Annotated in this window: 22 protein-coding genes and 2 pseudogenes; 10 read left to right on the top strand and 14 right to left on the bottom strand. The window is 65.5% G+C overall.

What is annotated here, in order from left to right; translation table 11 throughout:
- Both H8B02_RS04275 and H8B02_RS04270 read left to right on the top strand, forming a co-directional pair.
- On the top strand, positions 1-792 hold a 792-nt coding region (locus H8B02_RS04275; protein WP_249795565.1), incomplete at its 5' end, for an amidase family protein.
- A 194-nt stretch (positions 793-986) separates the two neighbouring features.
- Positions 987-1,340: a nuclear transport factor 2 family protein gene (locus H8B02_RS04270; RefSeq protein ID WP_229165011.1), complete on the top strand. Its 354-nt coding sequence runs from the start codon at positions 987-989 to the stop codon at positions 1,338-1,340.
- Between the two features lie 135 nt (positions 1,341-1,475).
- On the opposite strand, the gene H8B02_RS04265 is transcribed toward H8B02_RS04270, so the two are convergent.
- Positions 1,476-2,564 carry a Zn-dependent alcohol dehydrogenase gene (locus H8B02_RS04265; RefSeq protein ID WP_092119616.1) on the bottom strand — a complete coding sequence of 363 codons (1,089 nt, stop codon included), beginning with the start codon at positions 2,562-2,564 and terminating at the stop codon, positions 1,476-1,478.
- Positions 2,565-2,618: 54 nt separating this feature from the next.
- Positions 2,619-4,400, bottom strand: a complete 1,782-nt coding sequence (locus tag H8B02_RS04260; protein WP_229165014.1) for an acyl-CoA dehydrogenase family protein — start codon at positions 4,398-4,400, stop codon at positions 2,619-2,621.
- A gap of 71 nt (positions 4,401-4,471) precedes the next feature.
- Here H8B02_RS04260 and H8B02_RS04255 point away from each other — a divergent pair, with 71 nt between their 5' ends.
- Positions 4,472-5,173 carry an SDR family NAD(P)-dependent oxidoreductase gene (locus tag H8B02_RS04255; protein ID WP_076832562.1) on the top strand — a complete coding sequence of 234 codons (702 nt, stop codon included), beginning with the start codon at positions 4,472-4,474 and terminating at the stop codon, positions 5,171-5,173.
- A gap of 151 nt (positions 5,174-5,324) precedes the next feature.
- Positions 5,325-6,155 carry an enoyl-CoA hydratase gene (locus H8B02_RS04250; protein ID WP_229165010.1) on the top strand — a complete coding sequence of 277 codons (831 nt, stop codon included), beginning with the start codon at positions 5,325-5,327 and terminating at the stop codon, positions 6,153-6,155.
- Positions 6,156-6,502: 347 nt separating this feature from the next.
- On the opposite strand, the gene H8B02_RS04245 is transcribed toward H8B02_RS04250, so the two are convergent.
- Both H8B02_RS04245 and H8B02_RS04240 read right to left on the bottom strand, forming a co-directional pair.
- Positions 6,503-7,126: a GNAT family N-acetyltransferase gene (locus tag H8B02_RS04245; RefSeq protein ID WP_229165009.1), complete on the bottom strand. Its 624-nt coding sequence runs from the start codon at positions 7,124-7,126 to the stop codon at positions 6,503-6,505.
- Between the two features lie 70 nt (positions 7,127-7,196).
- Positions 7,197-7,415 (bottom strand): DUF1127 domain-containing protein, encoded by a 219-nt coding sequence (locus H8B02_RS04240; protein ID WP_229165008.1) that lies wholly within the window; start codon positions 7,413-7,415, stop codon positions 7,197-7,199.
- 117 nt (positions 7,416-7,532) lie between these two features.
- Here H8B02_RS04240 and H8B02_RS04235 point away from each other — a divergent pair, with 117 nt between their 5' ends.
- The 4 genes from H8B02_RS04235 (at position 7,533) to tcuB (ending at position 12,646) form a co-directional block, all read left to right on the top strand.
- A complete protein-coding gene (locus tag H8B02_RS04235) occupies positions 7,533-8,429 on the top strand; it encodes a transcriptional regulator GcvA (RefSeq protein WP_229165007.1) in 897 nt (298 codons plus the stop codon).
- Positions 8,430-8,667: 238 nt separating this feature from the next.
- A complete protein-coding gene (locus H8B02_RS04230; RefSeq protein ID WP_229165006.1) occupies positions 8,668-9,993 on the top strand; it encodes an MFS transporter in 1,326 nt (441 codons plus the stop codon).
- Positions 9,994-10,125: 132 nt separating this feature from the next.
- On the top strand, positions 10,126-11,526 hold the full coding sequence (tcuA, locus tag H8B02_RS04225; RefSeq protein ID WP_229165005.1) for an FAD-dependent tricarballylate dehydrogenase TcuA: 1,401 nt from the start codon (positions 10,126-10,128) through the stop codon (positions 11,524-11,526).
- A 16-nt stretch (positions 11,527-11,542) separates the two neighbouring features.
- Positions 11,543-12,646 (top strand): tricarballylate utilization 4Fe-4S protein TcuB, encoded by a 1,104-nt coding sequence (tcuB, locus tag H8B02_RS04220; protein ID WP_229165013.1) that lies wholly within the window; start codon positions 11,543-11,545, stop codon positions 12,644-12,646.
- Between the two features lie 216 nt (positions 12,647-12,862).
- Here the strand turns inward: tcuB and H8B02_RS04215 are convergent, their stop codons facing one another.
- The 3 genes from H8B02_RS04215 to H8B02_RS04205 are packed head-to-tail and all read right to left on the bottom strand — an operon-like array spanning position 12,863 to position 15,458.
- Positions 12,863-13,276, bottom strand: coding sequence for a Rieske (2Fe-2S) protein (locus tag H8B02_RS04215; protein WP_016846808.1), 414 nt, complete (start codon positions 13,274-13,276; stop codon positions 12,863-12,865).
- The gene (locus H8B02_RS04210; RefSeq protein ID WP_229165004.1) at positions 13,276-14,385 is read right to left on the bottom strand and encodes an amidohydrolase family protein; all 1,110 of its coding nucleotides are present in this window, start codon (positions 14,383-14,385) and stop codon (positions 13,276-13,278) included. Before H8B02_RS04210 ends, H8B02_RS04215 begins: the two co-directional genes overlap by 1 nt.
- A complete protein-coding gene (locus H8B02_RS04205) occupies positions 14,382-15,458 on the bottom strand; it encodes an amidohydrolase family protein (protein WP_229165003.1) in 1,077 nt (358 codons plus the stop codon). Before H8B02_RS04205 ends, H8B02_RS04210 begins: the two co-directional genes overlap by 4 nt.
- Positions 15,459-15,631: 173 nt before the next feature.
- On the opposite strand from H8B02_RS04205, the pseudogene H8B02_RS04200 reads away from it, so the two are divergent.
- Positions 15,632-16,113, top strand: a pseudogene (locus H8B02_RS04200) (CinA family protein).
- A gap of 275 nt (positions 16,114-16,388) precedes the next feature.
- Here the strand turns inward: H8B02_RS04200 and H8B02_RS04195 are convergent.
- The 3 genes from H8B02_RS04195 to H8B02_RS04185 form a co-directional block, all read right to left on the bottom strand.
- On the bottom strand, positions 16,389-17,699 hold the full coding sequence (locus H8B02_RS04195) for an HlyD family type I secretion periplasmic adaptor subunit (protein ID WP_229165002.1): 1,311 nt from the start codon (positions 17,697-17,699) through the stop codon (positions 16,389-16,391).
- A gap of 8 nt (positions 17,700-17,707) precedes the next feature.
- Positions 17,708-19,459 (bottom strand): type I secretion system permease/ATPase, encoded by a 1,752-nt coding sequence (locus tag H8B02_RS04190; RefSeq protein ID WP_229165001.1) that lies wholly within the window; start codon positions 19,457-19,459, stop codon positions 17,708-17,710.
- Between the two features lie 149 nt (positions 19,460-19,608).
- Positions 19,609-20,403, bottom strand: coding sequence for an acyl-CoA thioesterase domain-containing protein (locus H8B02_RS04185; RefSeq protein ID WP_229165000.1), 795 nt, complete (start codon positions 20,401-20,403; stop codon positions 19,609-19,611).
- Positions 20,404-20,515: 112 nt separating this feature from the next.
- Here H8B02_RS04185 and H8B02_RS04180 point away from each other — a divergent pair, with 112 nt between their 5' ends.
- The gene (locus H8B02_RS04180; protein WP_229164999.1) at positions 20,516-21,424 is read left to right on the top strand and encodes a LysR substrate-binding domain-containing protein; all 909 of its coding nucleotides are present in this window, start codon (positions 20,516-20,518) and stop codon (positions 21,422-21,424) included.
- Here H8B02_RS04180 and H8B02_RS04175 read toward each other — a convergent pair.
- From H8B02_RS04175 to H8B02_RS04160, 4 genes and pseudogenes are all read right to left on the bottom strand, one after another.
- Complete coding sequence (locus H8B02_RS04175; protein WP_229164998.1) at positions 21,421-22,398, bottom strand: ABC transporter ATP-binding protein; 978 nt, start codon at positions 22,396-22,398, stop codon at positions 21,421-21,423. The two genes, H8B02_RS04180 and H8B02_RS04175, sit on opposite strands and share 4 nt — an antisense overlap.
- Positions 22,395-23,807 (bottom strand): amidase, encoded by a 1,413-nt coding sequence (locus H8B02_RS04170; protein WP_229164997.1) that lies wholly within the window; start codon positions 23,805-23,807, stop codon positions 22,395-22,397. Before H8B02_RS04170 ends, H8B02_RS04175 begins: the two co-directional genes overlap by 4 nt.
- A complete protein-coding gene (locus tag H8B02_RS04165) occupies positions 23,804-23,995 on the bottom strand; it encodes a hypothetical protein (protein WP_229164996.1) in 192 nt (63 codons plus the stop codon). Before H8B02_RS04165 ends, H8B02_RS04170 begins: the two co-directional genes overlap by 4 nt.
- A pseudogene (locus H8B02_RS04160) lies at positions 23,992-25,064 on the bottom strand (ABC transporter ATP-binding protein). Before H8B02_RS04160 ends, H8B02_RS04165 begins: the two are co-directional and overlap by 4 nt.

Below are 25,064 nucleotides of genomic sequence, written 5' to 3'. Positions count from 1 at the left end.
GGCGCGGCCGACCTGTCGCTGCTGCTCGATGTGATGGCCGGCCCCGACCCGCTCGACGCCGGCAAGGCCTACCGCCTCGAGCTGCCCGCGGCGCGCCACACGAGCCTGAAGGATTTCCGCATCCTCGTCATCGACACCGATCCGGTGCTGCCGACCGACAGGGCGGTTCGCGGCAGCATCGACAAGCTCGCCAGCAATCTCGACAAGGTCGGCGCGAAGGTATCGCGTTCGAGCCCGCTGCTGCCGGATTTCGCGGCCTCCTCGCGGCTCTATATGCGGATGCTGCTGTCGTTCCTCGCCGCAAGCTTCCCGCCGGAGGTCTATGCTGGCGCCTGCGCTGCGGCGGCCGCGCTGCCGGCCGGCGATACCAGCCTGCAGGCCGAGCGGCTGCGCGGCATCGCGCTCAGCCATCGCGACTGGGTGCAGGCGACGTACGCCCGTGCGCGGCTGCGCGCGCAATGGCGCGAGCTGTTCAAATCGTTCGACGCCGTGATCTGCCCGATCATGCCGACGCCGGCCTATCCGCACGATCATTCGCCCGACCAGGAGCAACGGCGGATTCTGATCGACGGCGAGCCGCACGTGTACACCGACCAGCTCGCCTGGCCCGGCATCGCGACTCTGCCCGGCCTGCCCTCCACCGCGATCCCGACCGGCTTTGCGCCCGACGGATTGCCGGTCGGCGTGCAGATCGTCGGCCCGATGCTGGAAGACCGCACGCCGCTGAAGCTCGCCGAGCTGATCGAGCGCGAGTTCGGCGGCTTCGTGCCACCGAAGATGTTCGACGATTGATGCGATCATTGCAGAGCGACGACAGGCACCTAACTCTATCACCGTCACCCTGAGGAGGCCGCGAAGCGGCCGTCTCGAAGGGTCGACGGCCCGACTGTGGCCGTGCATCCTTCGAGGCTCGCAAGAGCTCGCACCTCAGGATGACGGTATCGAGAGCGCGGCAATGACGAACAATAGCAACAGGGAAAACACCAATGAGCAACGATCTCGAAGAGCTCACGAAGCTCAACAAGGATTATGTCGACTCGGTTCAGAACTGCGACGTCAAGCGTTTCGATGAAATCCTGGCGCAGGAGTTCTACTGCACCAATCCCGACAAGAGCCTGGTCGACCGCGCCGCCTTCCTGAAGCAGACGGCGATCCCCGTGAGGATCAAGGGACTGAAGGCCGAGGACGTCAGGATCCGCATCCTCGGTGATTTCGCCATCATCCACGCCCAGACCAGCTACACGGGCGCGGACGGTGAGCCCGCGTACGGCCGCTACACCGATTGCTGGGCGCGGCAAAACGGCAAATGGCTCGCGGTGTCTGCGCACGTCGCGCGCTGAATGGTTAGGTGTCGTCCCGGCGTAGGCCGGGACCCATAACCACCACCGCTCAGATCGCTAAGAAAATCGTCCACCGACGTGCCCAAAGCGAAGCCGCGGCGTATGGGTCCCGGCCCACGCCGGGATGACACGACCTCAGCTGTCGAACATGATCACGCTGCGCAGCGTCTTGCCGGCTTTCATGTTGGCAAAACCCTCGTTGATCTCGCTGAGCTTCAGCTTGGCCGAGATCCAGTCCTCGAGATGCAGCTTGCCGCGCATGTAGAAGTCGACGAGGCGCGGCATGTCGACGCGGAAGTGGTTGGAGCCCATCGACGAGCCCTGGATGCGGCGCTCGCGCAGGAAGTCGAAGCCGTGCAGCTCGATCTTCTGGCCGAACGGGATCATGCCGACGATGGTCGCGGTGCCGCCCGCCGCCAGCATGGCGAAGGCCTGCTCGGCGGTCTCCTTGCGGCCGAGCACCTCGAAGGAGTGATGCACACCGCCGCCGGTGAGCTCGCGCACCTGCTGGACCACGTCGCCGCGCGCGGGATCAACGATGTCGGTGGCCCCGAGCTTGGTCGCGAGTTGCAGCTTCGCCGGATTGGTATCGATCGCGATGATGCGGCCGGCGCCGGCGATCTGCGCGCCGTTGATCGCGGCCATGCCGACGCCGCCGCAACCGATCACAGCCACGGTCTCGCCCGCGGTGACCTTCGCGGTGTTCACCACGGCGCCATAGCCGGTGATGACGCCGCAGCCGATCAGCGCGGCGAGATCGAGCGGCATCTCCTTCTTGATCTTCACGATCGCGTTCTCGTGCACCAGCATCTGCTCGGCGAACGACGACAGATTGAGGAACTGGTTGAGCTTCTCCTTCCTGCCCCACGACAGGCGGTTGGAGGCGCCGGGCAGCATCTTCACCGTGGTGTCGGTGCACAGAACGGTGCGGCCGGTGGTGCAATTGTCGCAGGTGCCGCAGAACACCGACAGGCAGGTGACGACGTGATCGCCCGGCTTCACGTAATTGACGTCTGAGCCGACCTTCTCGACCACGCCGGCCGATTCATGGCCGAGCACCGCCGGCAGCGGATGCGGATAGAGGCCTTCCATGAAGTGGAGGTCGGAATGGCAGAGACCCGCGACCGCGGTGCGGATCAGGACCTCGCGCGGCCCCGGATTGGGTACGCTGACATCCTCGATCACCAGCGGCTGATTGACTTCATGCAGGACGGCGGCCTTCATCGGGGTCTCCCTTAGCGTTTCTGTTTTGATTAGGCGTTGAGCTCGCGCGGCAGACTACGCTGCGATGAGCAATCCGCCAACCTCGGCCATGCCGACGGCGCGAGCGCCGAGCAGGTGCTCGGTCATCCTGCGCTGAACGGTATTTTCCGTAAGCCGGAACGGATCGCCCGGCGTCACGCGGTGATCGATCACCATCCGCGACAGCAACAGCCGGCGCGCGTCCCCGCGCATCTCGTGGATACGTCCGCCCTCCCACGCCAGCGCTACGGCGCTCGCGACGTGATAGAGCAGGCTGGTGGCGCGCCGCGCATCGCCCTCATTGTCGATGCGGCCTGCGACCTCGCGCGCAAACCCGATCGCACGATCGCTGAGATCGCACAGCCGGTTGCGCCAGGCTTGCGGCACGTTCGGGCTGTCATCGAGCCGCGCATGCAGATCGGCGGCGAGCGCATTGTCGGCGCCATGGCGTCCGACCGCGCGCTTCAGCGCATCGATCGCGACGATGTTGCCGGTGCCCTCCCAGATCGAGCCGAGATGCGCATCGCGCAGCAGCCGCGGCGTGACGAATTCCTCGATGTAGCCGATGCCGCCGCGCATCTCCATCGCATCGCCGCAGACCTTGCGGGCGTCGCGGGTGGCGCGGAATTTCAGGGTCGGCGTGAGGATGCGGAGCAGCGCCGCGGCGTCCTGGCTGCCGGCCTCGGCGCGGTCGAGCGCGTCGGCGGTCAGGAAGCTCATCGACAGCGCCTGCTCGGTCGGCAGCATGATCTTCATCAGCTGGCGCCGCGCCAGCGGCAGGTCGATGATCCGTTGGCCGAACACCACGCGCCCCCGCGCGACCGTGACCGCGTCGTGCCAGGCGCGGCGCATCAGCGCGGTCGACTTCACGCCATTGGAGAGCCGCGACGAATTCACCATCTCGGCCATCTGCACGAAGCCGCGGTCAAGCTTGCCGACGGCGTACGCGATCGCACCGTCGAGCTTGATCTCACCCGAGGCCATCGAGCGGGTGCCGAGCTTGTCCTTCAGGCGCACGATCCGGTAGTGGTTCTGCGAGCCGTCATCGAGGAAACGCGGCATCAAGAACAGGCCGACGCCACGGGTGCCCGGCCCTGCGCCCTCGGGGCGCGCGAGCAGCATCACCACCTTGGCATCGGCATTCGAGCAGAACCACTTCTCGCCATAGAGCCGCCAGTGGTCGCCCTCCTGCACCGCGCGCGTGGTCAGCGTGCCGACGTCGGAGCCGCCTTCTTTTTCGGTCATGAACTGGCCGCCCTGCGTCAGCTTGCTCATGTCGGTCTGGGTCAGGCCGTCGAGATATTTCGCCTTCAACGCTTCGCTGCCGAAATTCGCCAGCAGCTTTGCGCAACCGTCGGTGACGTTGATCGGGCAGCCCATGCCGAATTCGGCCTGGTTGAACAGGAAAGTAAAGGCGTGCTTGGCCACCACTGGATATTTGTCGGGCCAGCCCATGATGCCCTTGCGGATCGACAGCGCGTGAATGCCGAACTCGCCAAACGCGGCCTTCTCGATCTCGCGATAGGCGGGATGATATTCGATGTGCTGCACATCGCGGCCGAACTTGTCGCGCTGGTGCAGCACCGGCGTATGCCGGTCGGCAAGCCGCGCGCATTCGTCGAGAGTGCCGCCGGCCAATCCGCCGAGCCGGTCGAGATGCGGCTCGATGTGGCGGAACAACGCCTCGGGCAGATGCAGTTTGAGAAGATCGGTCAGCGCCGGATCGGCCCGGTAGAAATTCATTCCCGTCGTATCGGGCGCCAACGGGCCCGGCTGGCTGGCGGACGACGTTTTCAGATCGTGCTTGTGCGGCTGCATTGAATTCCCGGCTGCGGTGCTCATTTGTTTGGGCACGACTATCCTCCTCCGGCCGAGCAAAGGAAAGCCCAATGGATATTCCGAAGTACAAGATCGCCCTGATCGTCGGCGCCGGCGAGGGCCTCAGCGCCTCGCTGACGCGGCTATTTTCGCGGGAGGGAATTCGCGTGGCGCTGGGCGCGCGCAGCATCGAGAAGCTCGGTGCGCTCTGCACGGAAACCGGCGCGCGCGCCTATGCCTGCGACGCCACCAAGGCCGAGGATGTCGAACGTCTGTTCGGCCTGGTCGAACGCGAGATCGGAACACCTGATCTCGTGGTCTATAACGCCTCCGGCCGCAGCCGCGGGCCCTTCGTTGAACTCGTCCCCTCCGAGGTCGAGCAGGCGATCGCGGTCTCGGCGTTCGGCGGTTTCCTGGTGGCGCAGGAAGCAGCAAAGCGCATGCTGCCCAACAAGAAGGGCGCGATCCTGTTCACCGGCGCCTCCGCCAGCGTCAAGGGCTATGCGCAATCGGCGCCGTTCGCGATGGGCAAGTTCGCATTGCGCGGACTAGCGCAGAGCATGGCGCGCGAATTGTCGCCGCAAGGCATCCATGTCGCGCATTTCGTGATCGACGGCGGCATCCGCAGCGCCGCGCGCGCCGAGCCCGCCGACCGCCCGGATTCGATGCTCGATCCCGACGCGATCGCGTTGAGCTACTGGAACGTGCTGCAACAGCCGCGCAGCGCCTGGACCTGGGAGCTGGAATTGCGGCCCTGGGTTGAGAAGTTTTGAGATGACGGAGATCATGCAAGCGGCGTAGGCTGGCTCGAGCGCCGTCCGTCATTGCGAGGAGCGAAGCGACGAAGCAATCCATTTCTCCACGCGTGGCAGCATGGATTGCTTCGCTGCGCTCGCAATGACGAAGGAAACAGGGGAAGAAACCATGACCGCTGAAATCAAGATCGAGACCGGCACCGACGAACTGCTCTGCGTGATCCGCGACCGCGTCGCCATCATCACGCTGAACCGCCCGGACGCCCGCAACTCGCTGTCGGACACGCTGACGCCAGCGCTGCGCACGATGATCCGGACCTGCGGCGAGAACCCCGAGGTCGGCGTGCTGCTCGTCACCGGCGCCGGCAAGGCGTTCTGCGCCGGTGGCAACGTCAAGGGCATGGGCGCAAATCGCGACCCAAAGAAGCTCGAAATGTCCTATGAGGACAAGGTCGCCGACCTGCAGGAGCGCCAGCGCCTGCTCACCGGTGCGCTCGCCTCGGTGCGCAAGCCCACCATCGCCGCATTGCCCGGCCCCGCGGTCGGCGCCGGGCTCGCCATCGCGATGGCCTGCGACATCCGGATCGCGGCGCAATCCGCCTTCATCTCGACCGGTTATCTGCGCGTGGCGCTGAGCGGCGACTACGGCATGGCCTGGCTGCTGACGCGCTTGGTCGGCACCTCGCGCGCCCGCGAGCTGATGTTCACGTCCGAGAAGGTCGATGCCGCAAGATGCGAGCAGATCGGTCTCGTCAACCGCGTGGTGCCGGACGAGACGCTGCAGGACGAGGCGTTCGCGCTGGCGAAATCGATCGCCGAAGGCCCGACGCTCGCGCTGCGCTACATGAAGGACAATCTCGACGAGGCGCTGCAATTCGACTTCGCCACCGCGCGCGACCACGAGGCTGAACGGCTGATCCGCCTCACCACGACAGCGGATCACAAGGAGGCCGTGCAGGCTTTCATCGAGAAGCGCAAGCCGGTGTTTCGGGGGAGTTGAGCGCGTAGCGCCCTTCAAGTCACCTCTCCCCTTGTGGGAGAGGTCGGATTGCATCGGAAGATGCAATCCGGGTGAGGGGTTCAGGTCTCTTCGTGAGGGCGAGTCTGCCGAGAGACCGCACCCCTCACCCGCACCGCATTCCGCTTCGCTGCATGCGCTGCGGCCTCTCCCACAGGGGAGAGGCGAAGCAAGCGCGTAGCCCGGATGAAGCGCACCGTAATCCGGGACAGACTATCCGCGGCGAAAGCTGATCCCGGATTGCGCTGCGCTTCATCCGGGCTATGGCGTGAGAGCTAGATCCAAAGAAAAGGGCCCGGTTCTGGAGGGCCAGAACCGGGCCTAGTCAGTCAAACCGCAAGCGAGGACATCGTGGCCGAGCGGGAAGTGGCGGCAAGCCGCCAGCTGGCACAGGGAATGTCTTGTGGTTCGACGTAGATCTCTTTCGCAAAGCGCACCAGCTTCCAATCGCCGGGGCTCGCAGTGAAGGCATAGCCGGACTTGCGGGCGAGACCGATCATCGGGGCGTTGGACCGCAGCGTGTCGCCGAAGATGCGCTCGGCTCCGAAAGACGCCGCGCGGCATTCGAGATTCTTCAGCAGCGCCTTGCCAATGCCGTGGCCCTGCCACCGGTCATCGATCGACAGGCCGAACTCGACGCTCGACGTATCGGCATGGAAGGCGTAGCGGGCTTCGCCGACGATGGTCTCAAAACCATCGACCAGCATCGTCGCGACCACCGTGAACCGGTCAGCCTCGCCGACGTGAATAAAACGCTCGAGCTCCATCTTTGGCAGCTCGCTTAGTGCACCCAGGAAGCGGTTGTAACGGGACCCGGCGGAGAGCGAGCGGATGTAAGCCTGCAGCTCTTCACGGTCGCGCGGCTCGACGAAGCGCACCTTGATCTCGCTGCCGTTCTTGGCGCGCAGCACGTCAGAATATTGCTTGAGATCGTCGAGATGCAGCGCAGTCATGACACGCTCCTCGGGTGAAGGAATTGGCCGGCGCCCCTCGATCGAGGCGGCGCCGGCGACGGCGTCCTCTTCAGGCCCGCCAGAACGGCTTGTCGGTCTCGAAAACGATGTCGCTGCGGGACATGCCGATGTCGTGCAGGTCGCGCTCGGTCCACTGCGACAGCTCGCGGCGGCGCTCGTAGCGATCCCACCAGACATGCAGCGTGTCGCTGACCTGGTTCAACAGCCCCGATGCATGATGATCTGGCGTATGATGATTTGTCATCGATTCATGGGTGGAAATGGACATCTGCGGCTCCTATCGGTAACCTCTTGGCGGTAATATCGGAGCTATTCGGCCTGTTCACAAACGACACTTTGTACCGCTTCGCATGAATTAAAGTCATGTATTTGGAGACCATCTGAGATGACCAGCCGCCTGCCTTCGTTGAACGGCCTCAGGGCGTTCGAGGCCGCCGCGCGGCATATGAGCTTCACGGTCGCAGCGTCCGAATTGAACGTGACGCAGACCGCGATCAGCCATCAGATCCGGCGCCTCGAGGAAGAGCTCGGCGTTCGTCTGTTCGTCCGCCAGAACCGTTCACTGAGCCTGACGTCGGAGGCCGCCGAATACCTTCCCGGCGTCCGCGCCGCCTTCAATGACCTCAGGCTCGCGACCGATCGCCTGCTGCGCCGGGACGACGATCATGTGCTGACCGTCTCGACGCTGGCATCGCTCGCCGCCAAATGGCTGCTGCCGCGGCTGTCGGCGTTCCAGGAGGCGCATTCCGGCATCGATGTCCGCATCACCACCTCGACCAGCCTGGTCGACTTCCAGCGCGACAAGGTGGATGCGGCCATCCGCTACGGCCGCGGACAATGGGCGGGCCTGCGCGCGGACTGGCTGATGGCGGACGAGCTGTTTCCGGTGTGCAGCCCGTCGCTGCTGGATGGAACCAGGCCGCTCAAGTGCCCCGAAGATCTCAGGGACCATGTGCTGCTGCACACCAGCAACGCCAACAGCGACGACTGGCGGCTGTGGCTGACCGCGGCGGGATTGCCGACCGACATTTCCAAGCAGCCGGGCGTGACCTTCGACCTGCTGTTCGTGACGATCCAGGCCGCGATCGACGGCATCGGCATCGCGATGGGCCGCACCTCCTATGTGCAGGACGACATCGCCAAGGGCCGCCTCGTGGTTCCCTTCAAGATCGCGCTGCCGGCGGACGCCGGCTTCTATCTCGTCACGCCGCAGGGACGCGCCGATTCACCGAAGCTCTCTGCGTTCCGGTCCTGGCTCGCCGCGGCGCATACAGCGCCTTGATGCGGCGCACGCCGCACGAGATTATTGTTCTGAGGCGTTTTCTTCACGCGAACCGGTGTCCACTTCGCTCGAAAACGCTCCCATCAAATTCCACTACGGCTTTTTTCCCATAGCGGCGGCGCGATTTCGGGTTGGTCGCGCCGGACAGCCGTGCCAAATTGCCGCATATGGCAGTTAACTGCCTTGGCCGGCGACACAATTTGCGCCGGTCGTTTTGTCACGGGGAGGAAAGGGCGTTATGTCGCAGTCGAGTTCATCGCAAGTCCCGCAGATCAAGTCGCGTCTCGGCGCCATCCTGCGCGCGACCAGCGGCAATTTCCTCGAGCAATTCGACTTCTTCCTGTTCGGCTTCTATGCGCAGGACATCGCGAAAGCGTTCTTCCCCGCTCAGAATGAGACCGCGGCGCTGCTCAATGCGTACGGCGTGTTCTGGCTCGGCGCGCTGATGCGTCCCGTGGGCGCGGTCGTGCTCGGCTCCTACATCGATCGCATCGGCCGCCGCCAGGGCCTGATCGTGACGCTCGCGCTGATGGCGCTTGGCACGGTGGTGATTGCGTTCTGCCCCTCTTATGCATCGATCGGCATTGCCGCAACGATCATCGTGCTGATTGGCCGGCTGATCCAGGGCTTCTCCGCCGGCGTCGAACTGGGCGGCGTCTCCGTTTATCTCTCCGAGATCGCAACACCCGGCAACCGCGGCTTCTACACCTCGTTTCAATCTTCGAGCCAGCAGGTCGCCATCTTTGTTGCAGCCGTGATCGGCTTCGTCCTGAGAGAGGTGATCCCAGGCGACACTTTCCTGGATGCGATCGGCGGCGTCGCCAAATGGCGCATCCCGTTCTTCATTGGATGCCTCATCATTCCCGTGATCTTCATGTTGCGGCGTTCGCTCGAGGAAACGCCGGCCTTCCTGGCCATGAAGAAGCATCCGACGCCGCGCGAAGTGTTCGCCTCGGCGCTGGAGAACTGGCGCATCGTCATCCTGGGCATGATGATCGCGGTTCTGACCACCACGACGTTCTATTTCATCACGGTGTATGCGCCCGGCTTCGGCAAGGAGCTGCACCTTTCGGCCTCCGGGACGCTGCTGGTGACCCTGCTCGTTGCGGTGACGAATTTCATCTGGAATCCGGTCGGCGGCGCGCTGTCGGACCGGATCGGCCGCAAGCCGGTGCTGATCGCGATCGCGAGCCTGTCGTTCGTGACGGCCTACCCGGCACTGTCGTGGCTCTCGCATGAGCCCACGCTCGGGAAGCTGCTGGCCGTGCAGATGATGTTCTCGTTCTACTTTGGCGTCTACAGCGGCACGATGCTAGGATGCCTGGTCGAGATCGTGCCGGCGCATGTCCGCACCACCTGCTTCTCGATCGCGTTCGCGTTGGCGGCGGGCATCTTCGGCACGTCGACCCCCTTTGTCGCAACCAAGTTGATCGCCATGAGCGGCCAGGACAAGGCCTCACCTGCCTACTGGCTCATGTTCGGCGCTGTTCTCGGCATCATCGCCGCGCTCATCGTCTATCGTGGCGGCCAGACCATCGAGCAGCGCGAGACGGTTGCGGCCTGATCCCGTGCATGCAATCGGGGCAGACTCCTTGATTTGAGCATGATCTTTCGGAAAACCGCTACACACTTTTCCGGAGCATGCTCATTCGCCTGCCCCTGTTGCTTTCCATGCCAACAGCGATAACAAGAGCGCATGGTTGATCTGACGCGCAGGTTTGACGTGCTGGTGATCGGCGGCGGCAACGCCGCGCTTTGTGCTGCGATCAGCGCACGGCGCGCCGGCGCCTCCGTGCTGGCGCTGGAGGGCGCCCCGAAATTCTACCGCGGCGGCAACACCCGCCACACCCGCAACATGCGCTGCGCCCATGACGCGGCGACCGAGATCCTCACCGGTCCCTACACCGAGGAGGAGTTCTGGAAGGATTTGCTGCTGGTGACCGGCGGCCAGACCGACGAGGAACTGGCGCGCTTCATGATCCACGAGTCCAAGGACATTCTGAACTGGATCGTCGAACAGGGCGTGCGCTGGCAGCCTTCGCTCGGCGGCACGCTGAGCCTTGGCCGCACCAACTCGTTCTTCCTCGGCGGCGGCCGCGCGATGCTGAACGCGCTCTATCGCACCGCTGAGGAGCTCGGCGTCGACGTCCTCTACAATGCCGAGGTGATCGATCTCAAGATCGAGGACGGCATGTTCCTGTCGGCGCAGCTGAAGCAGCCGGTCGGCGGCAAGACCGAGGTGCGCGCCTCGACGCTGGTCGCGGCCGCCGGCGGCTTCGAGGCCAATATCGAATGGCTGAAAGAATATTGGGGCGAGGCCGCCGACAATTTCCTGATTCGCGGTACGCCCTATAACCGCGGCGCGATCCTGAAGATGCTGCTCGCCAAGGGCGTGCAGGAGATCGGCGATCCAACGCAATGCCATGCGGTGGCGATCGATGCCCGTGCGCCGAAATTCGACGGCGGCATCATCACCCGCCACGACTCGGTCGTGTTCGGCATCGTCGTCAACAAGCACGCCGAGCGGTTCTACGACGAGGGCGAGGACATCTGGCCGAAGCGCTACGCGATCTGGGGCCGCTTGGTCGCCGCGCAGCCGGACCAGATCGCCTACATCATCTTCGATTCAACCGTCGTCACGAGCTTCATGCCGACGCTGTTTCCGCCGATCGCGGGCGCCACGATTGCCGAGCTCGCCGGCAAGCTCGAGCTCGATGCGCCAGCGCTGGAAAAGACCATCACCGATTTCAACGCCGCGGTGCAGCCCGGCACGTTCGACCACACGATCCTCGACGACTGCGCTACCCAAGGCATCACGCCGGCGAAGACACATTGGGCGCGCAAGATCGAGACGCCGCCCTATCTCGCCTATCCGGTGCGGCCCGGCATCACCTTCACCTATCTCGGCACCCGCGTGAACAAGCAGTCGCGGATGCTGATGAAGGACGGCAAGCCGTCGGCCAACATGTTCGCGGCCGGCGAGATCATGGCCGGCAACGTGCTCGGCAAGGGCTACGCCGCCGGCATCGGCATGACCATCGGCAGCGTGTTCGGCCGCGTCGCCGGGCGGGAAGCGGCGAAGAATGCGCGGAACTAAGGACAAGGCTGGCGAGATGCACGGGACGAGGATCTTGCAGGAAGCCGACCGTCTGATGACGGTGTGCAATTCCTGCCGCTATTGCGAGGGCCTGTGCGCGGTGTTTCCCGCGATGGAGATGCGCCGTGCCTTCTCCGACGGCGACCTCAACTATCTCGCCAATCTGTGCCATGCCTGCGGCGCCTGCTACACCGACTGCCAGTTCTCGCCACCGCACGAGTTCAACGTCAATGTCCCGAAGACGCTGGCGGTGGCACGCGCGGAATCCTACGCTGCCTATGCCTGGCCGCGCGCATTTGCCGGCGCGTTTGCACGCAACGGCCTCCTCATCAGCCTGATCGCCGCGCTCAGCGTCGCGGCTTTCATCTTCGGCTTTGCCGCGATCAACGACCGCGGCGTGCTCACCGGCATCCACACCGGGCCCGGCGCGTTCTACAAACTGATGCCGCATAATGCGATGGCGCTGCTGTTCGGCGCCGCCCTGCTCTATGCGATGCTCGCGCTAGTGATGGGCGTGCGCGCATTCTGGCGCGCGATCGGCGAACCCGTCGGCATGAAAACGGACGCGAAGTCGCTGTTGCAGGCGGTCCGCGACGCCGGCGAACTGCGCTATCTCGATGGTGGCGGTGTCGGCTGCTTCAACGAGGACGACCACCCGACCGACCGCCGCAAGCTGTATCACCACTTCACCTTCTACGGCTTCATGCTGTGCTTCGCCGCGACCTGCGTCGGCACGCTGTACCATTATTTGCTGGCGCGCGAAGCGCCCTATGCGTGGTGGGATCTGCCGGTGGTGCTCGGCACGCTCGGCGGCATCGGGCTCGTGGTCGGCCCGATCGGGCTCTTGTCAGAAAAATGGAAGCGCGACCGCGTGCTGGTCGACGAGCAGCAGATGGGCATGGACACCGCGTTCATCCTGATGCTGTTCCTGACCAGCGTCACCGGCCTTGCCTTGCTGCTGTGGCGCGAGAGCGCCGCGATGGGCCCGCTGCTGGCGCTGCATCTCGGCGTGGTGTTCGCGCTGTTCATCACCATGCCCTACGGAAAATTCGTGCACGGCGTCTACCGCTTCGTCGCGCTGGTGCGCTACGCGCGCGAACGGCAGATGACGGCGGAATGAGTAGTGGGTCGGTTGAGCTACGCTGGCTCACCCGCATCCTGTCATTCCGGGATGCGCCGCCCGAACTCGGGTTTACCCGAGTTCGGCAGATGTTGAGCGTCCAAGTCGGCAACAGCCGACTTGGAAGGCGCAGGCCCGGAATCCATCGAGCCGGAGAACAAGCGGTGGAATGGATTCCGGGCTCGCCGCTTCGCGGCGCCCCGGAATGACGGGTCGTCAGAGATCCACCACGACGTAGTCGCTTTCCACCGCGACCTTGATGGTCTCGGCGACATACGGCCCCTTCACCACATTGGTGCCCGGCTCGACACTGACGGGATAGGCGCGCACGCGGAAGCGGCGCGGGTCGCAATAGGACTGGCCCGTGCGGATATCGAACTCCCAGCCGTGCCAGGGACAGCGCAGGATCTCACCGAGCTTGGTGTATTCGATCTCGCCGGGGTCCGACGACGAGGCGAGCCCGATCAGCGGCCCCTCGCACAGCGCCGCGCCCTGATGCGGGCAGCGGTTCAACAGGCCGAAGAACTCGCCCTTGACGTTGAAGACAGCAATCGGCCGTCCGTCGATCTCGAGGAATTTTCGCGACCCCGGCGGCAGCTCATCCACCGGAGCGATTACATGCCTTGCCATCAGGAGACGCCGTACAGCTGCTTCGCATTGTCGAGATAGAATGCCTGGCGGTTGGCGTCGCTGACGCCCGCCGGCAGCACGCGCGACGGCTCGTCGTAATCCCAGTGCGGGTAATCGGTCGCGAACAACAGCTTGTCCCAACCGATCCACTCGATGGTCTGGAACAGATGGTCGCGGCTCTCCGGATCCTCCATCGGCTGCGTCGTCCACCAGATGTGATCGCGGATATACTCCGACGGCTTGCGCTTCAGATGCGGCACCTCGGCGTGCAGCCGCGCAAACACCTTGTCGAGCCGCCAGGCCAGCGACGGCGCCCAGCCGAACCCGGCCTCGACCATCACCATCTTCAGTTTCGGGAAACGCTCGAACACGCCCTCGAGCACGAGGCTCGCCAGCGCGGTCTGCTGGCATTGCGAATGCCCGACCATCTCCTCGATGTAATAGCTCGGCCAGCCCGACGCGGTGATCGGGTTGCCGCCGAAGCCGAAGGCGTGCACGCCGATCGGAAGACCGGCCTCCTGCGCCGCCTCATAGATCGGCCAGTAACGGCGCTGGCCGAGCGGCTCGACATTGCGGCTCAGCAGCAGCACCTGGACGAAATTCGTATCGCCTGCGCGCCTGCGGATTTCGGCCGCGGCCGACACGCCGTCCTCGTTGGCGACAACAACCGAGCCCTTGAGGCGCGAGTCCTTGCTAGTCCATTTCTCGATCTGCCAGTCGTTGATCGCCGCGCAGATCGCGGACGCGAGATCCTGGTTGCGGATGCCCTGCCCGGTGTTGAGCGGGTTGAGCACGCCGAGCGCGACATTGTTGGGATCGAGATGCTGCTTCTGCATGAAGGACAGCGACGAGCCCTGCGGGCCGCCTTCCGGCGGATAGGCATCGCGGCGCGACGCATTCGGCTGCGCCTTCGGATAGGGCGGGCCCTCCATCATGCCCTGATAGGGATGGACGCCGAAGGTTTCGAGATGGCTGTGCCAGCGCTTGGCCAGATAAGGATGCAGCTCGTCCTTGGTCGCGCGTGCGGGATGGATGTCGCAATCGGCGATCGCGGTCTTGGTGCCAGCTGACGCAGCCGCGTCGGGACGTTCCCGAATCTGGATGTTCATGGCGTCGTCTCCTTCACCTTCAACCGGCCATAGGTCGCGTGCGGATTGTCGATCATGATCTTGCGGACCAGATCCTGCGACAGCCCCTTCGGCAGCACCTCGTCACCGTCGAACTGCCAATGCGGGTAGTCGGTCGAGAATAGGATCAATTCGTCCGACTGCATATGGTCGAACAGCCGGTTCAGCGTGTCGCCGTCCGGCGGCGCGTCGACCGGCTGCAGCGAGAAGCGGATGTTGCTGCGCACAATCTCCAGCGGCGCGCGGTCGACCCACGGCGTCTCCATGCGTACGCCGCGCCAGAACTTGTGCAGCCGCCACAGGAACGGCGGCAGCCAGGTGAAGCCGGACTCCAGCATCACCATTTTCAGGTTCGGATGACGCGCGAACACGCCCTCGACGATCAGGCTGGTGAGCTGGGTCTGGAACGCCTGCGCCTGCGCGACATAGTCCTCGATGTGGTAGGAACCCCAGCCGACCGAGGTCGGCGGGTTGTGATAGGCGCTGCCGGCATGGATGCCGATCGGCAGGCCGAGCCGTTCGGCCGCGGCGTAGATCGGCCAATAGTGACGCTTGCCGAGCGGCATGTCGCCCATCACGAGCATCAGCACCTGCACGAAGCGCTGGTCCTGCGCACAGCGCTCGATTTCGGCGACCGCCTTCTCGATGCTCTGTACGGGGATCACGATCGAGCCGCACAGACGATCGTCCTTGTCGAGCCATTCCTTGACCAGCCAGTCGTTCAGCGCGCGGCAGAAGGCATCGGCCATGTCCTCCGAGAACACCATCTGCACGCCGTAGAGCGGATTGCAGATGCCAGTGGCGGTGCCGAACCGGTCGAGCGACTGGCGCTGCATGTCGGCAAGGCGCGAACCCGGCTTGCCCTGGGCGGGGCGCCAGTCCGGCCGCGAGGCGATCGGCGAATTGGTCGGATAGGATTGCGAGATCAGGTCGGTCATGCCGCGCGTCGTCACCTGGTCGCGCCAGTAGTCGTTCATATACGGCAGCAGGCTGGTGAGGTGAGGCACGGCGGGATGCAGATCGCAATCCACGCCACCCGCGATCGGCAACGTCATGGTGTTTCCTCCGGCGCACGCTCTCACAACAACTTGTCGGGCGCCGCTTGGTTCTTGTCCGGTATTCAATCAGGCCGGGCTGCGGTCCGCAACTCGGCAGAGGCCGGTGTGGTGTGCTAGGAAGGCAGAACGCCCTACAGGATTTTCATGGCAAGCAACGAGAAAGAGCGCCGATGAACGCACTCATATCCATCGCCGAACAGGTCGCCGCGAAGCTGATCGCGAACAAGCAGACAATTGCGGTCGCGGAATCCTCCACCGGCGGACTGATCTCGGCATCGCTGCTCGCAGTGCCCGGCGCATCGGCCTATTTCCTCGGCGGCGGCGTGATCTACACCCGCGATGCACGACGCGCGCTGATGGACATTCCCGACGACGCCATGCGCGGCCTCCGCTCGTCGTCAGAGCCTTATGCGCAGCTACTCGCACGCCAGATCCGCGAGCGCTCTCGACCGACTGGGGATTGTCGGAGACCGGCGCCGCCGGCCCGACCGGCAACCGCTACGGCGATGCCGCCGGCCATAGCTGCATGGCAGTCGCCGGTCCGCAGCAGCAAGTGATCACGCTGGAGACCGCCAGCGGCGACCGGCAGGCCAACATGCAGGCGTTCGCGAAGGCGGCGCTGGAGCTGCTGCTGAAGAATCTGGCGCAATAGTTTTCCGCCGTCGTCCCGGGCAAGCGCAGCGCGACCCGGGACCCATAACCACCGATGCCATCGTTCAAGAACGCTGTGGCCACAGCGTTGCGCCGCAATGATCTGCGGTGGTTGGGTCCCTGCTTTCGCAGGGACGACGTGGGGAAAGAGCCCGCTCCGGGTTAAGGGGCCGTAGCCCGGATGGAGCGAAGCGCAATCCGGGGCAGCTGTATCTGCCGCGCGACCGTTGCCGGATTTCACTGCGCTTCATCCGGGCTACGAAGATTCGCGAGAACCTACTTCTCGCGGAACGAGCGCATGAACTGGTCGCTCAGCGGCTTCATCAGATACGACATCATGGTGCGGTCGCCGGTCTGGACGAAGGCTTCCACCGGCATGCCGGGGATGATCTTCACCTCGCTGCCGAGGCGCGCGACTTCTTCGGGCGGCATCGAGACGCGGATCGTGTAATAGCTCTGCCCGGTGCGCTGGTCGGTGTTGACGTCGGCGGAGACGCGGGTGACGACGCCGTTCAGTTCCGGCGTGGTGCGCTGGTTGAAGGCGGAGAGCCGCAGCACGGTCTTCTGTCCGACCTGGAGCTTGTCGATGTCCTGCGGATTGACCTTGGCCTCGACCGACAAATCGTCGGCCCTCGGCACGATCATCATGATGGCATCGCCCGCGGTGACGACGCCGCCGACCGTGTGGACGGTCGATTGCAGCACCACACCGTCCTGCGGGGCGCGGATGTCGATGCGACGGAGCTGGTCTTCGGCGGTCACCTTGCGCTCGACGAATTCACCGATCTTGTCGTTGGCCTCGCGCAGGTCCTTCGAGACCTCCGAGAGCATGTCCTTGTCGACCTGGATGATCTGCAGCTCGGTCTCGGTGATCTTGCCCTTGGCCTGGGCACGCGACGCAATGTACTGCGCGCGCTCGCCGGCGAGCCGCGCCGCGTCGCGCTCCAGCGTGGTGAGGCGGGTGAGCTGCACCAGATGCTGCTCATACAGCTGGCGGACGCCGACCAGCTCCTGCTGCACCAGCGCGATCTCCTTGTCCTTGGAGGTTTCCTGCGCCTGCAGGCCGGCGATTTCCTCGTTGAGCTGGGTGACGCGTTCGCGCAGCTGCGCCTTCTGGCCGGCGCGGCCGTTGACCCGGACCTCGAACAGCTTGGTTTCGTTCGCCATGATATCGCGGACGTCGGGATCCCTCGCCTGCTCGGTGAGCTGCGGCGGATACGCGATCTTGTCGAGGCCCTGCTGCTCGGCCTGGAGCCGGGCCGCACGCGCATAGAGACCGTTCAGCGTCTTGACCACGATCGCAAGGCTCGCCTTCACGACGGTCTCGTCGAGACGCACGACGACGTCGCCCGCCTTGACCGTGTCGCCGTCGCGCGCCAGGATTTCGCCAACGACGCCGCCGGTCGGATGCTGCACCTTCTTGACGTTGGTATCGACCACCACCGAGCCCGGCGCGATCAGCGCGCCCGAGATCGGCACCGTCGCGGCCCAGCCACCGACGCCGCCGCCCAGAACCAGGACCACGACGAGGCCGACCACGAGGTGCTTTCTGATCGAAGCATGTGCGTTGCGCGGCTGATCGGTCATGCGGTCGCTCATGACTTGGTCGACCCCGCATCGGCGACGATCTTGATCGGCGTGGGCGCCGGCGGCGCGACGCGCTGCAGCACCTGCGCGAGCACGGTCTCCTTCGGCCCGAAGGTCTGCATGCGGCCGTCCTTGAGCACCAGCAGCTGGTCGACGCCCTCGATGCCGATCGGCCGGTGTGCGACCACGATGACGACGGCGCCGCGCTCGCGGGCGCCACGCACGGCGCGGGTCAGCGCCTCGTCGCCTTCGCTGTCGAGATTGGAGTTCGGCTCGTCCAGCACGATCAGGAACGGATTGCCGTAGAGCGCGCGCGCCAGCGCGACGCGCTGCGCCTGGCCGGCGGAAAGCGCTGTGCCCTGCTCGCCGACCTGGGTGTCGTAGCCCTCGCGCATCTTGATGATCATCTCATGCACGCCGGCCTCCTTGGCCGCCGCGATGATACCGTCGGACTTGGCGTCGGGATCGAACCGGCAGATGTTCTGCGCGACCGTGCCGGCGAACAGTTCGACGTCCTGCGGCAAATAGCCAACATGGCGGCCGAGTTGGTCCGACGACCACTGATCCAGCGCGGCACCGTCGAGCCGTACCTTGCCGCGCGCCGGCACCCAGACGCCGACCAGCGCCCGGATCAGCGACGATTTGCCGGAACCGCTCGGGCCGATCACGCCGACGCCGCTGCCGGCTTCGACGGCGAAGGTGACATCCTGCACGATCGGGCGCTGGTCGCCCGGCGCAACCATGGTCACCGCCTCGACCGAGAGTTTCTTCTGCGGCGCCTGCAACAGCGTCTGCTCCGGCCGCGCCGGAATCTGCTGCAGCAGGCGGTTGAGGCGCTGCCAGCTCTGCCGCGCGGCGACGAAGCTCTTCCAATGCGCAATCGCGAGATCGACCGGCGCCAGCGCCCGCGCGCTCAGGATCGAGCCGGCGATGATGATGCCGCCGGTGGCCTCCTGATGGATCACGAGATAGGCACCGACCGCGAGCACGGCGGACTGCAGCATCATGCGCAGCACCTTGGCGACCGCACCGAGCCCGCCGCTCACGTCGCTCGCACGCTGGTTGCCGGAGAGATACTCCTCGTTGGCTTCGTTCCAGCGCTTGTTCATCCGCCCGGCCATGCCCATCGCCACGAGCACTTCGGCGTTGCGGCGGCTGGAAGCGGCGAGATCGTTGCGCCGCGCCGCGAGCGACATCGCTTCCCGGGCCGGCGTACGCGACATGTATTCGGTGATCAGCGTCAGCGTCACCAGGATCACAGCGCCGACCAGCGCCGTGACGCCGAGCAGCCAATGGAACGCGAAGCAGATCAGCATGTAGAACGGCAGCCAGGGCAGGTCGAAGAACGCGCCGGGCCCCATGCTGCCGAGGAAGGAACGCACATTGTCGAGGTCGCGCAGCGGCTGCAGGCCCTCGCTCCGATTGCCGGCCATCAGCGGCAGCCGCACGATGGTGTCGAACACCCGCGCATTGAGCGCTTCGTCGAGCGAGGTGCCGACGCGGCCGAGGATCCGTCCGCGCAACAGATCGAGCACGCCCTGGGCCATGTAGAGGACCGCGGCGATGACGACGAGGCCGACCAGGGTCGGAACGCTGCGGCTCGGCAGCACGCGGTCGTAGACCTGCAGCATGAACATCGAACCTGTCAGATAGAGCAGGTTGATCATGCAGCTGATAAGGCCAACGCCGATGAAGGCACTGCGGCATGCGCGCAGCGCCTCAGCCAGTTCGGAACGCCGGACAGCGGGCGCGACTGCCATGAAAACCGATCTCTGCAAATCAAAAGAGTTACGTGATCACCACGTTGTATAGACGTTTGCGACCACCGTCCATTTCAAGTCGCGCCAACCAAAGCATGGTTCGCGGCCTATTTTTGTGACTCCACAGACAGTTGACGGAATAATTTGCGTTAACCGGCCGCGGAACCCGGGCTTGAGGCGGGTGCGCTTCCTGGAAAGGGCACGAGAATGACCGACATCGAGACCCGGCCGATCTCGCCATCCACATCGAGCAATACCCCGCTGCCGACGCCAAGCCCGGCCTCCGGGCGCCAGTGGGCCTCGGCGCGAATGCCGATCCACGCGCCCCGTGGCGGCCGGAACAGCTGCACCGCGAGGTTCGGATTGGGGTCGGCCACGACGTTCTCCACCGGGCGCGCGATGCCGTGGGTCCAGTCGGCCGGACCGAGCACGCGCGCCAGCGGGCCGGCATCCGCGATCACGCTATGATGCATGCGAAACCAGGCGACGTCGTCGCCGGCACGGGCTTCCATCGCATCCATGAACCAGCTACGGCCATGGACCGCGTGCGGGCTGCGCAACGGAAAGACCGTGGGATCCACCGGGTCGGCTGCGCTGCCGTGAAAGCCGGGGACCTCGACCGCACGTTCGCGCGACAGCGTCACGCGCACCGTCGCACAGGGCTGCTCCTCGCCGGCCGGCCACAGCGTGTTGTCGACGACGCTGACCCGGCCGCCTTCGGTCACGACGGCGACTTGCGTGCGCAATTCCGCCATCGGCGTCGGCCGCAGGAACCAGGCTGACGCCGATATCGCGGCGCCCCAGTTGCGCGGACCTGCCATCGCCTCGACCTCGGCGGTCAAGAGACTTGCGACCGCTCCGCCCTGGAGGCCAGCGAACGGCCCCGCCGCCAGCGCGGCGGGCTTCCAGAGATGCGGCGTGGCGAGCGGTTCGAAGATAGCCAAGGCGGGTAAGAACTCCTGAGGTGAGCAGGATTGAGCGTGGGAGCAATCTGATCCAAGAATAGCGGCCATGACAAAAGGCCATTCATCACTTCAGGTGAACAGGATTCACCCATTGGATGCCCCGGATCCACGGGCCATCCCACCGCTGACGGCGCTGCTCGCCTTCGAGCGCGCAGCAACCCAGCTCAGCTTCCGCCGCGCCGCGCGCGACCTGTCGCTGAGCCCGTCGGCGATCAGCCATCAGATCCGCGGACTGGAGCAGCAATTCGGCGCCAAGCTGTTCATCCGCGGCGCGCGCTCGGTGCGGCTGACCGCGGACGGCGAACGTTACCTTGCAAAGGTGTCGGCCGCGCTGGCGACGCTGCAGGAGGCGAGCCGCGACATGCTGCGGCAACGCGGCGAGGCCAGCGGCGAGCTGTGGATCAGCTCGCTGCCGTTCTTCACCAGCGCCGTGCTGCTGCCGGCGCTGCCGGAGTTCAAGCGGAGGCACCCGCAACTGACGCTGCGGATCGAGGCCACGCACCAATATGCCGACTTCAACGGCTCGCGCGTCCATGTCGCGATCCGCTACGGGCGGGAACATGCCGCCGGGCTGAAGGTCGAGCCGTTGGTCCAGGTCAGGGGATTGCCGGTCTGCACACCGGCGATGGTCAAGGCGGGGCTTCGGAGCCCTGCGGACTTATCGCGCGAGGTGCTGATCCACGTCACGACGCAACCGCGGGCGTGGCCGGCCTGGCTGAAGGAGGCCGGGCTGCCGCATCTCGCCCCGCGCGGGCATCTGTGGCTCGACAGCGTGCCGGCGATGCTGGAGGCTGCGGAACACGGGCTCGGCGTGGCGCTCGCAATGGCGCCGCTGATCAGGGCGCGGCCGGGCTTCGGCAAGCGGCTGGTGGCGCCGTTTGCGTTCGAGGCCGCGCATCACGAGACGATCTACCTGGTCTCCCGCACCGAGCAGGCACGGGACCGGCGGATCGCGGCGGTGCGGCGCTGGATCGCCGACGCGGTGGCGCGGGCATCCTAAACCGCGGCGACCGCCGGCTCTGCGAGAACGCAGCGCGCCAGATGCCCGGGCGCGGTTTGCACGCTGGGAGGCAATTGTTCACTGCAGCGCGGCTCGGCGCGCTTGCAGCGCGGCGCAAACGAGCAACTGGCCGGCGCGTGATCGAGCGAGGGCGGCGTGCCGGGAATGGTCTCGAGCCGCTGACCGCGCATCGCGCCGTGAATGGTCGAGGCCAGCAGACCCTTCGCATAAGGATGGACCGGTTTGCGCACGATGTCGCGCAAGGCGCCCTGCTCCACGATCTGGCCGGCATACATCACCGCAACCCGATCGCAGACCTCGATGGCAACGCCAATGTCGTGGGTGACGAAGATGACGGACATCCCGAATTCGCGCTGCAGCTCGCGCAGCAGCAGCAGGATCTGGATCTGCACGGTGGCATCGAGCGCGGTGGTCGGCTCATCTGCGAGCAGGATCTTCGGCTTGCAGGCCAGCGCCAGCGCGATCATCGCACGCTGGCGCATGCCGCCCGACATCTCGTGCGGATAGGAATCGAGCCTTCGTTTCGCGGAGGGGATCCGCACCACTTCGAGCATTTCGAGCGCGCGCGCTGTGGCGTCGCGCTCGCTCTTGCCCTCGTGACGCATCACCGTCTCCGCAATCTGGCGGCCGATGGTGTAGACCGGATCGAGCGCCAGCGCCGGCTCCTGGAAGATCATCGAGACGGTCTGGCCGCGGAATGCGGACAGCGCCTCGTCATCCATCGCCAGCACGTCCCGGCCGAGCACATTGACGCTGCCGGAGATCTGCGTGCGCTTCTTCGGCAACAGCCGCATCAGCGCGCGCAGCGTCACGCTCTTGCCCGAGCCGGACTCGCCGAGCAGCCCCAACACCTCGCCCTCGCCGAGCTGTAGGCTAAGATCGTTCACGGCATGGACCGTGCGATCTCCGGTGAAGCGGATGTTGAGGTTGTTGATCTCGACGAGATTGGTCATGCGAGCCTGGGTACCCTGGCTTGGAAGTCGGTCGCGCGCTGGAAGGCGGCGCCGATCCGGAGCAACACCGCTTCCTCGAACGAGCGGCCGATCAGCTGCATCCCGACCGGCAGACCCGCTTTGGTGAAGCCCGAGGGGATCGAGAGCGACGGCAAGCCGAGATAGTTGACGGGGCGGGTGAACCGCGTCAGCCGCTGGATCACCGCTTCCGCGCCCGGACCGTTGCCGACGTCGCTCTCGGCGATCGTCGGCGCCGGCACCGGCGAGGACGGCGCGATCACCGCATCAATGCCGTTGACCGCCGCATTGTGTGCGGCGAGCGCGGGTCCACGCCAGCGCATGGCTTCGAGATAGGTAACCGCGGGAATGGTCAGGCCATTCTGCAGCCGCATCAGGACCTGCGCGCCGTAATCCTGCGGCCGCTCGATCATCCAGCGCTTGTGGTAGGCCGCGGCCTCGGCCGCGAGCACCAGTTGCGACGCCGCGCCGAGCTGGCGCTGATCGGGCAGCTCGACCTTGACGATCTCGGCGCCATCCTTCTTCAGGGTTGCCACCGTCTCGTCGAGGACGCGCGCCACTTCGGGATCGAGGTCGTCGACATAGAACGTCGTCGGGACGCCGATCTTGAGACCCTTCAGCGACTGTCTTGTCGCGGCCAGATAGTCGGGTACCGGCTGCGTCGACGCCGTCAGATCCTCTGGGTCGGCGCCGGCCATCAGGCCGAGCAGCAGCGCGCAGTCCTCCGCGGTCTGCGCCAGCGGACCGACGGTATCGAGCGACTGCGACAGCGGCATCGCGCCGGCGCGGCTGACGCGGCCGACCGTCGTCTTGAGGCCGGTGACGCCGCAGAAATGCGCGGGCATGCGCACCGAGCCGCCGGTGTCGGAACCCAGCGCGGCAAAGGTGAGTCGCGCGGCGACCGCCGAGCCCGAGCCCGACGACGAGCCGCCGGTGATGTGTTCGACATTCCAGGGATTGCGCACCGCGCCGTAATGCACGTTGTGGCCGGTCGGCCCATAGGCGAACTCGACCATCTGCAGCGACCCGAGCCGGACCTGCCCGGCATCCTTCAGCCGCTGCAATGCCGTCGCGGTCGTCTTCGGCACGAAGTCGCGGCGGATCAGCGAGCCGCAGGTCACGACCTTGCCGGCCTCGTAATACATGTCCTTGTGCGCCAGCGGCACGCCGTGCAGTGCGCCTCGGCTGTTGCCCTTGGCGAGCGCGGCATCGGCCTCGGTGGCGGCGGCAAGCGCCTGTTCGGATTCGATCGCCATAAAGGCGTTGAGGCGCGGCTGCCATTCAGCAATGCGATGCAGCACGGCGCGCGCCACCTCATGCGAGGAGACTTTCTTGTCGGCAATCGCCTTGGCGACCGCGGTCAGCGTCATCAGGGCAGGTTCGGTGCTCATTTCGACACCTTCTGCGCCAGCAGGAAGCTTGCGGGTTCGAGATCGAACGGCAGCGTGCCGGAGATCGGCGCGAAGCCGTCGAATGCGGGTCCGATCGAGTTGGCGATACGGGCGGCGACATCGTCATCGGCGGGCACGTCGGCGACGTGCGCGATCACTTTGACGTCCTTGGGAGTTGGTCTGGTCATGCCGCGTTTTCTCCTTTTGCTTTTGCCGGCGCGCGGCTGTGCCCCGAGCCAGCAATGGCCATGTAGCACGCCGCTTGATGGCCCATTGTATCGAGATCGGTGAGTTTTGGGGTGTCGTTTGCGCAGAGCGGCTCCGCAAACGGACAACGGGTGTGAAACCGGCAGCCCGCCGGCGGATCGATCGGATTGGGCGGATCGCCCGAGATCGGCGGCACCTCGGTGCGCCTGTCGGGATCGGATGACGGCATCGCCGCCAGCAGCGCGCGGGTATAGGGATGCGCCGGCGCGTCCCAGACCGCGTCGACCGGGCCGAGCTCGACGACCTCGCCGAGATACATCACAAGCACGCGATCGGAGATGTAGCGGACCACGTTGAGATCGTGCTGATGAACAGATAAGTCAGGCCGAATTCGCTCTTCAAATCGGCGAGCAGATTGAGCACCTGCGCCTCGACCGATTTGTCAAGCGCGGATACCGCCTCGTCGAGGATCACGAGCCGCGGCGACAGCGCGAGCGCGCGGGCGATGTTGACGCGCTGGCGCTGGCCGCCGGACACTTCGTGCGGATAGCGGTTGGCGAAAATCTCCGGCCGCAGGCCGACCTTGCCGAGCAGCTCGCGCGCCAGCGTCCGCGCGACGCTATCGGCCATGCCGTGGACCTTGGGGCCGAAGGCAATGGATTCCTCGATGGTCAAGCGCGGGTTGAGCGAGGCGTAGCTGTCCTGGAACACCATCTGCACGCCGCGCCGCAAGTCGCGCAGCGAGAGCGACGGGCCGACTTGCCGGCCATCATAGATGATGTCGCCGGCATCGCGCGCCATCAGGTGCATCAACAGCCGCGCGGTGGTCGACTTACCGCAGCCGGATTCACCGACAATGCCGACAGTCTCCCCCTTCATGACCGCGAAGCTGACGTCGTCGACGGCACGCACGGTCTTGCGCGGACTGAACAGCCCGCCGCGCACCGGGAAGTGCTTGGTCAGTCCCTTGACCTGCAGCAGCGGCTGCGCTGCACCGCCGATATCGGCGACCGGCTCCAGCATATCGACGGAGAGATTGGCCTCGCTCAT

This window comes from Bradyrhizobium altum, assembly GCF_020889705.1.
In the GTDB taxonomy this organism is placed as follows: domain Bacteria; phylum Pseudomonadota; class Alphaproteobacteria; order Rhizobiales; family Xanthobacteraceae; genus Bradyrhizobium; species Bradyrhizobium altum.
This window is presented reverse-complemented; position numbering and strand designations above follow the sequence as displayed.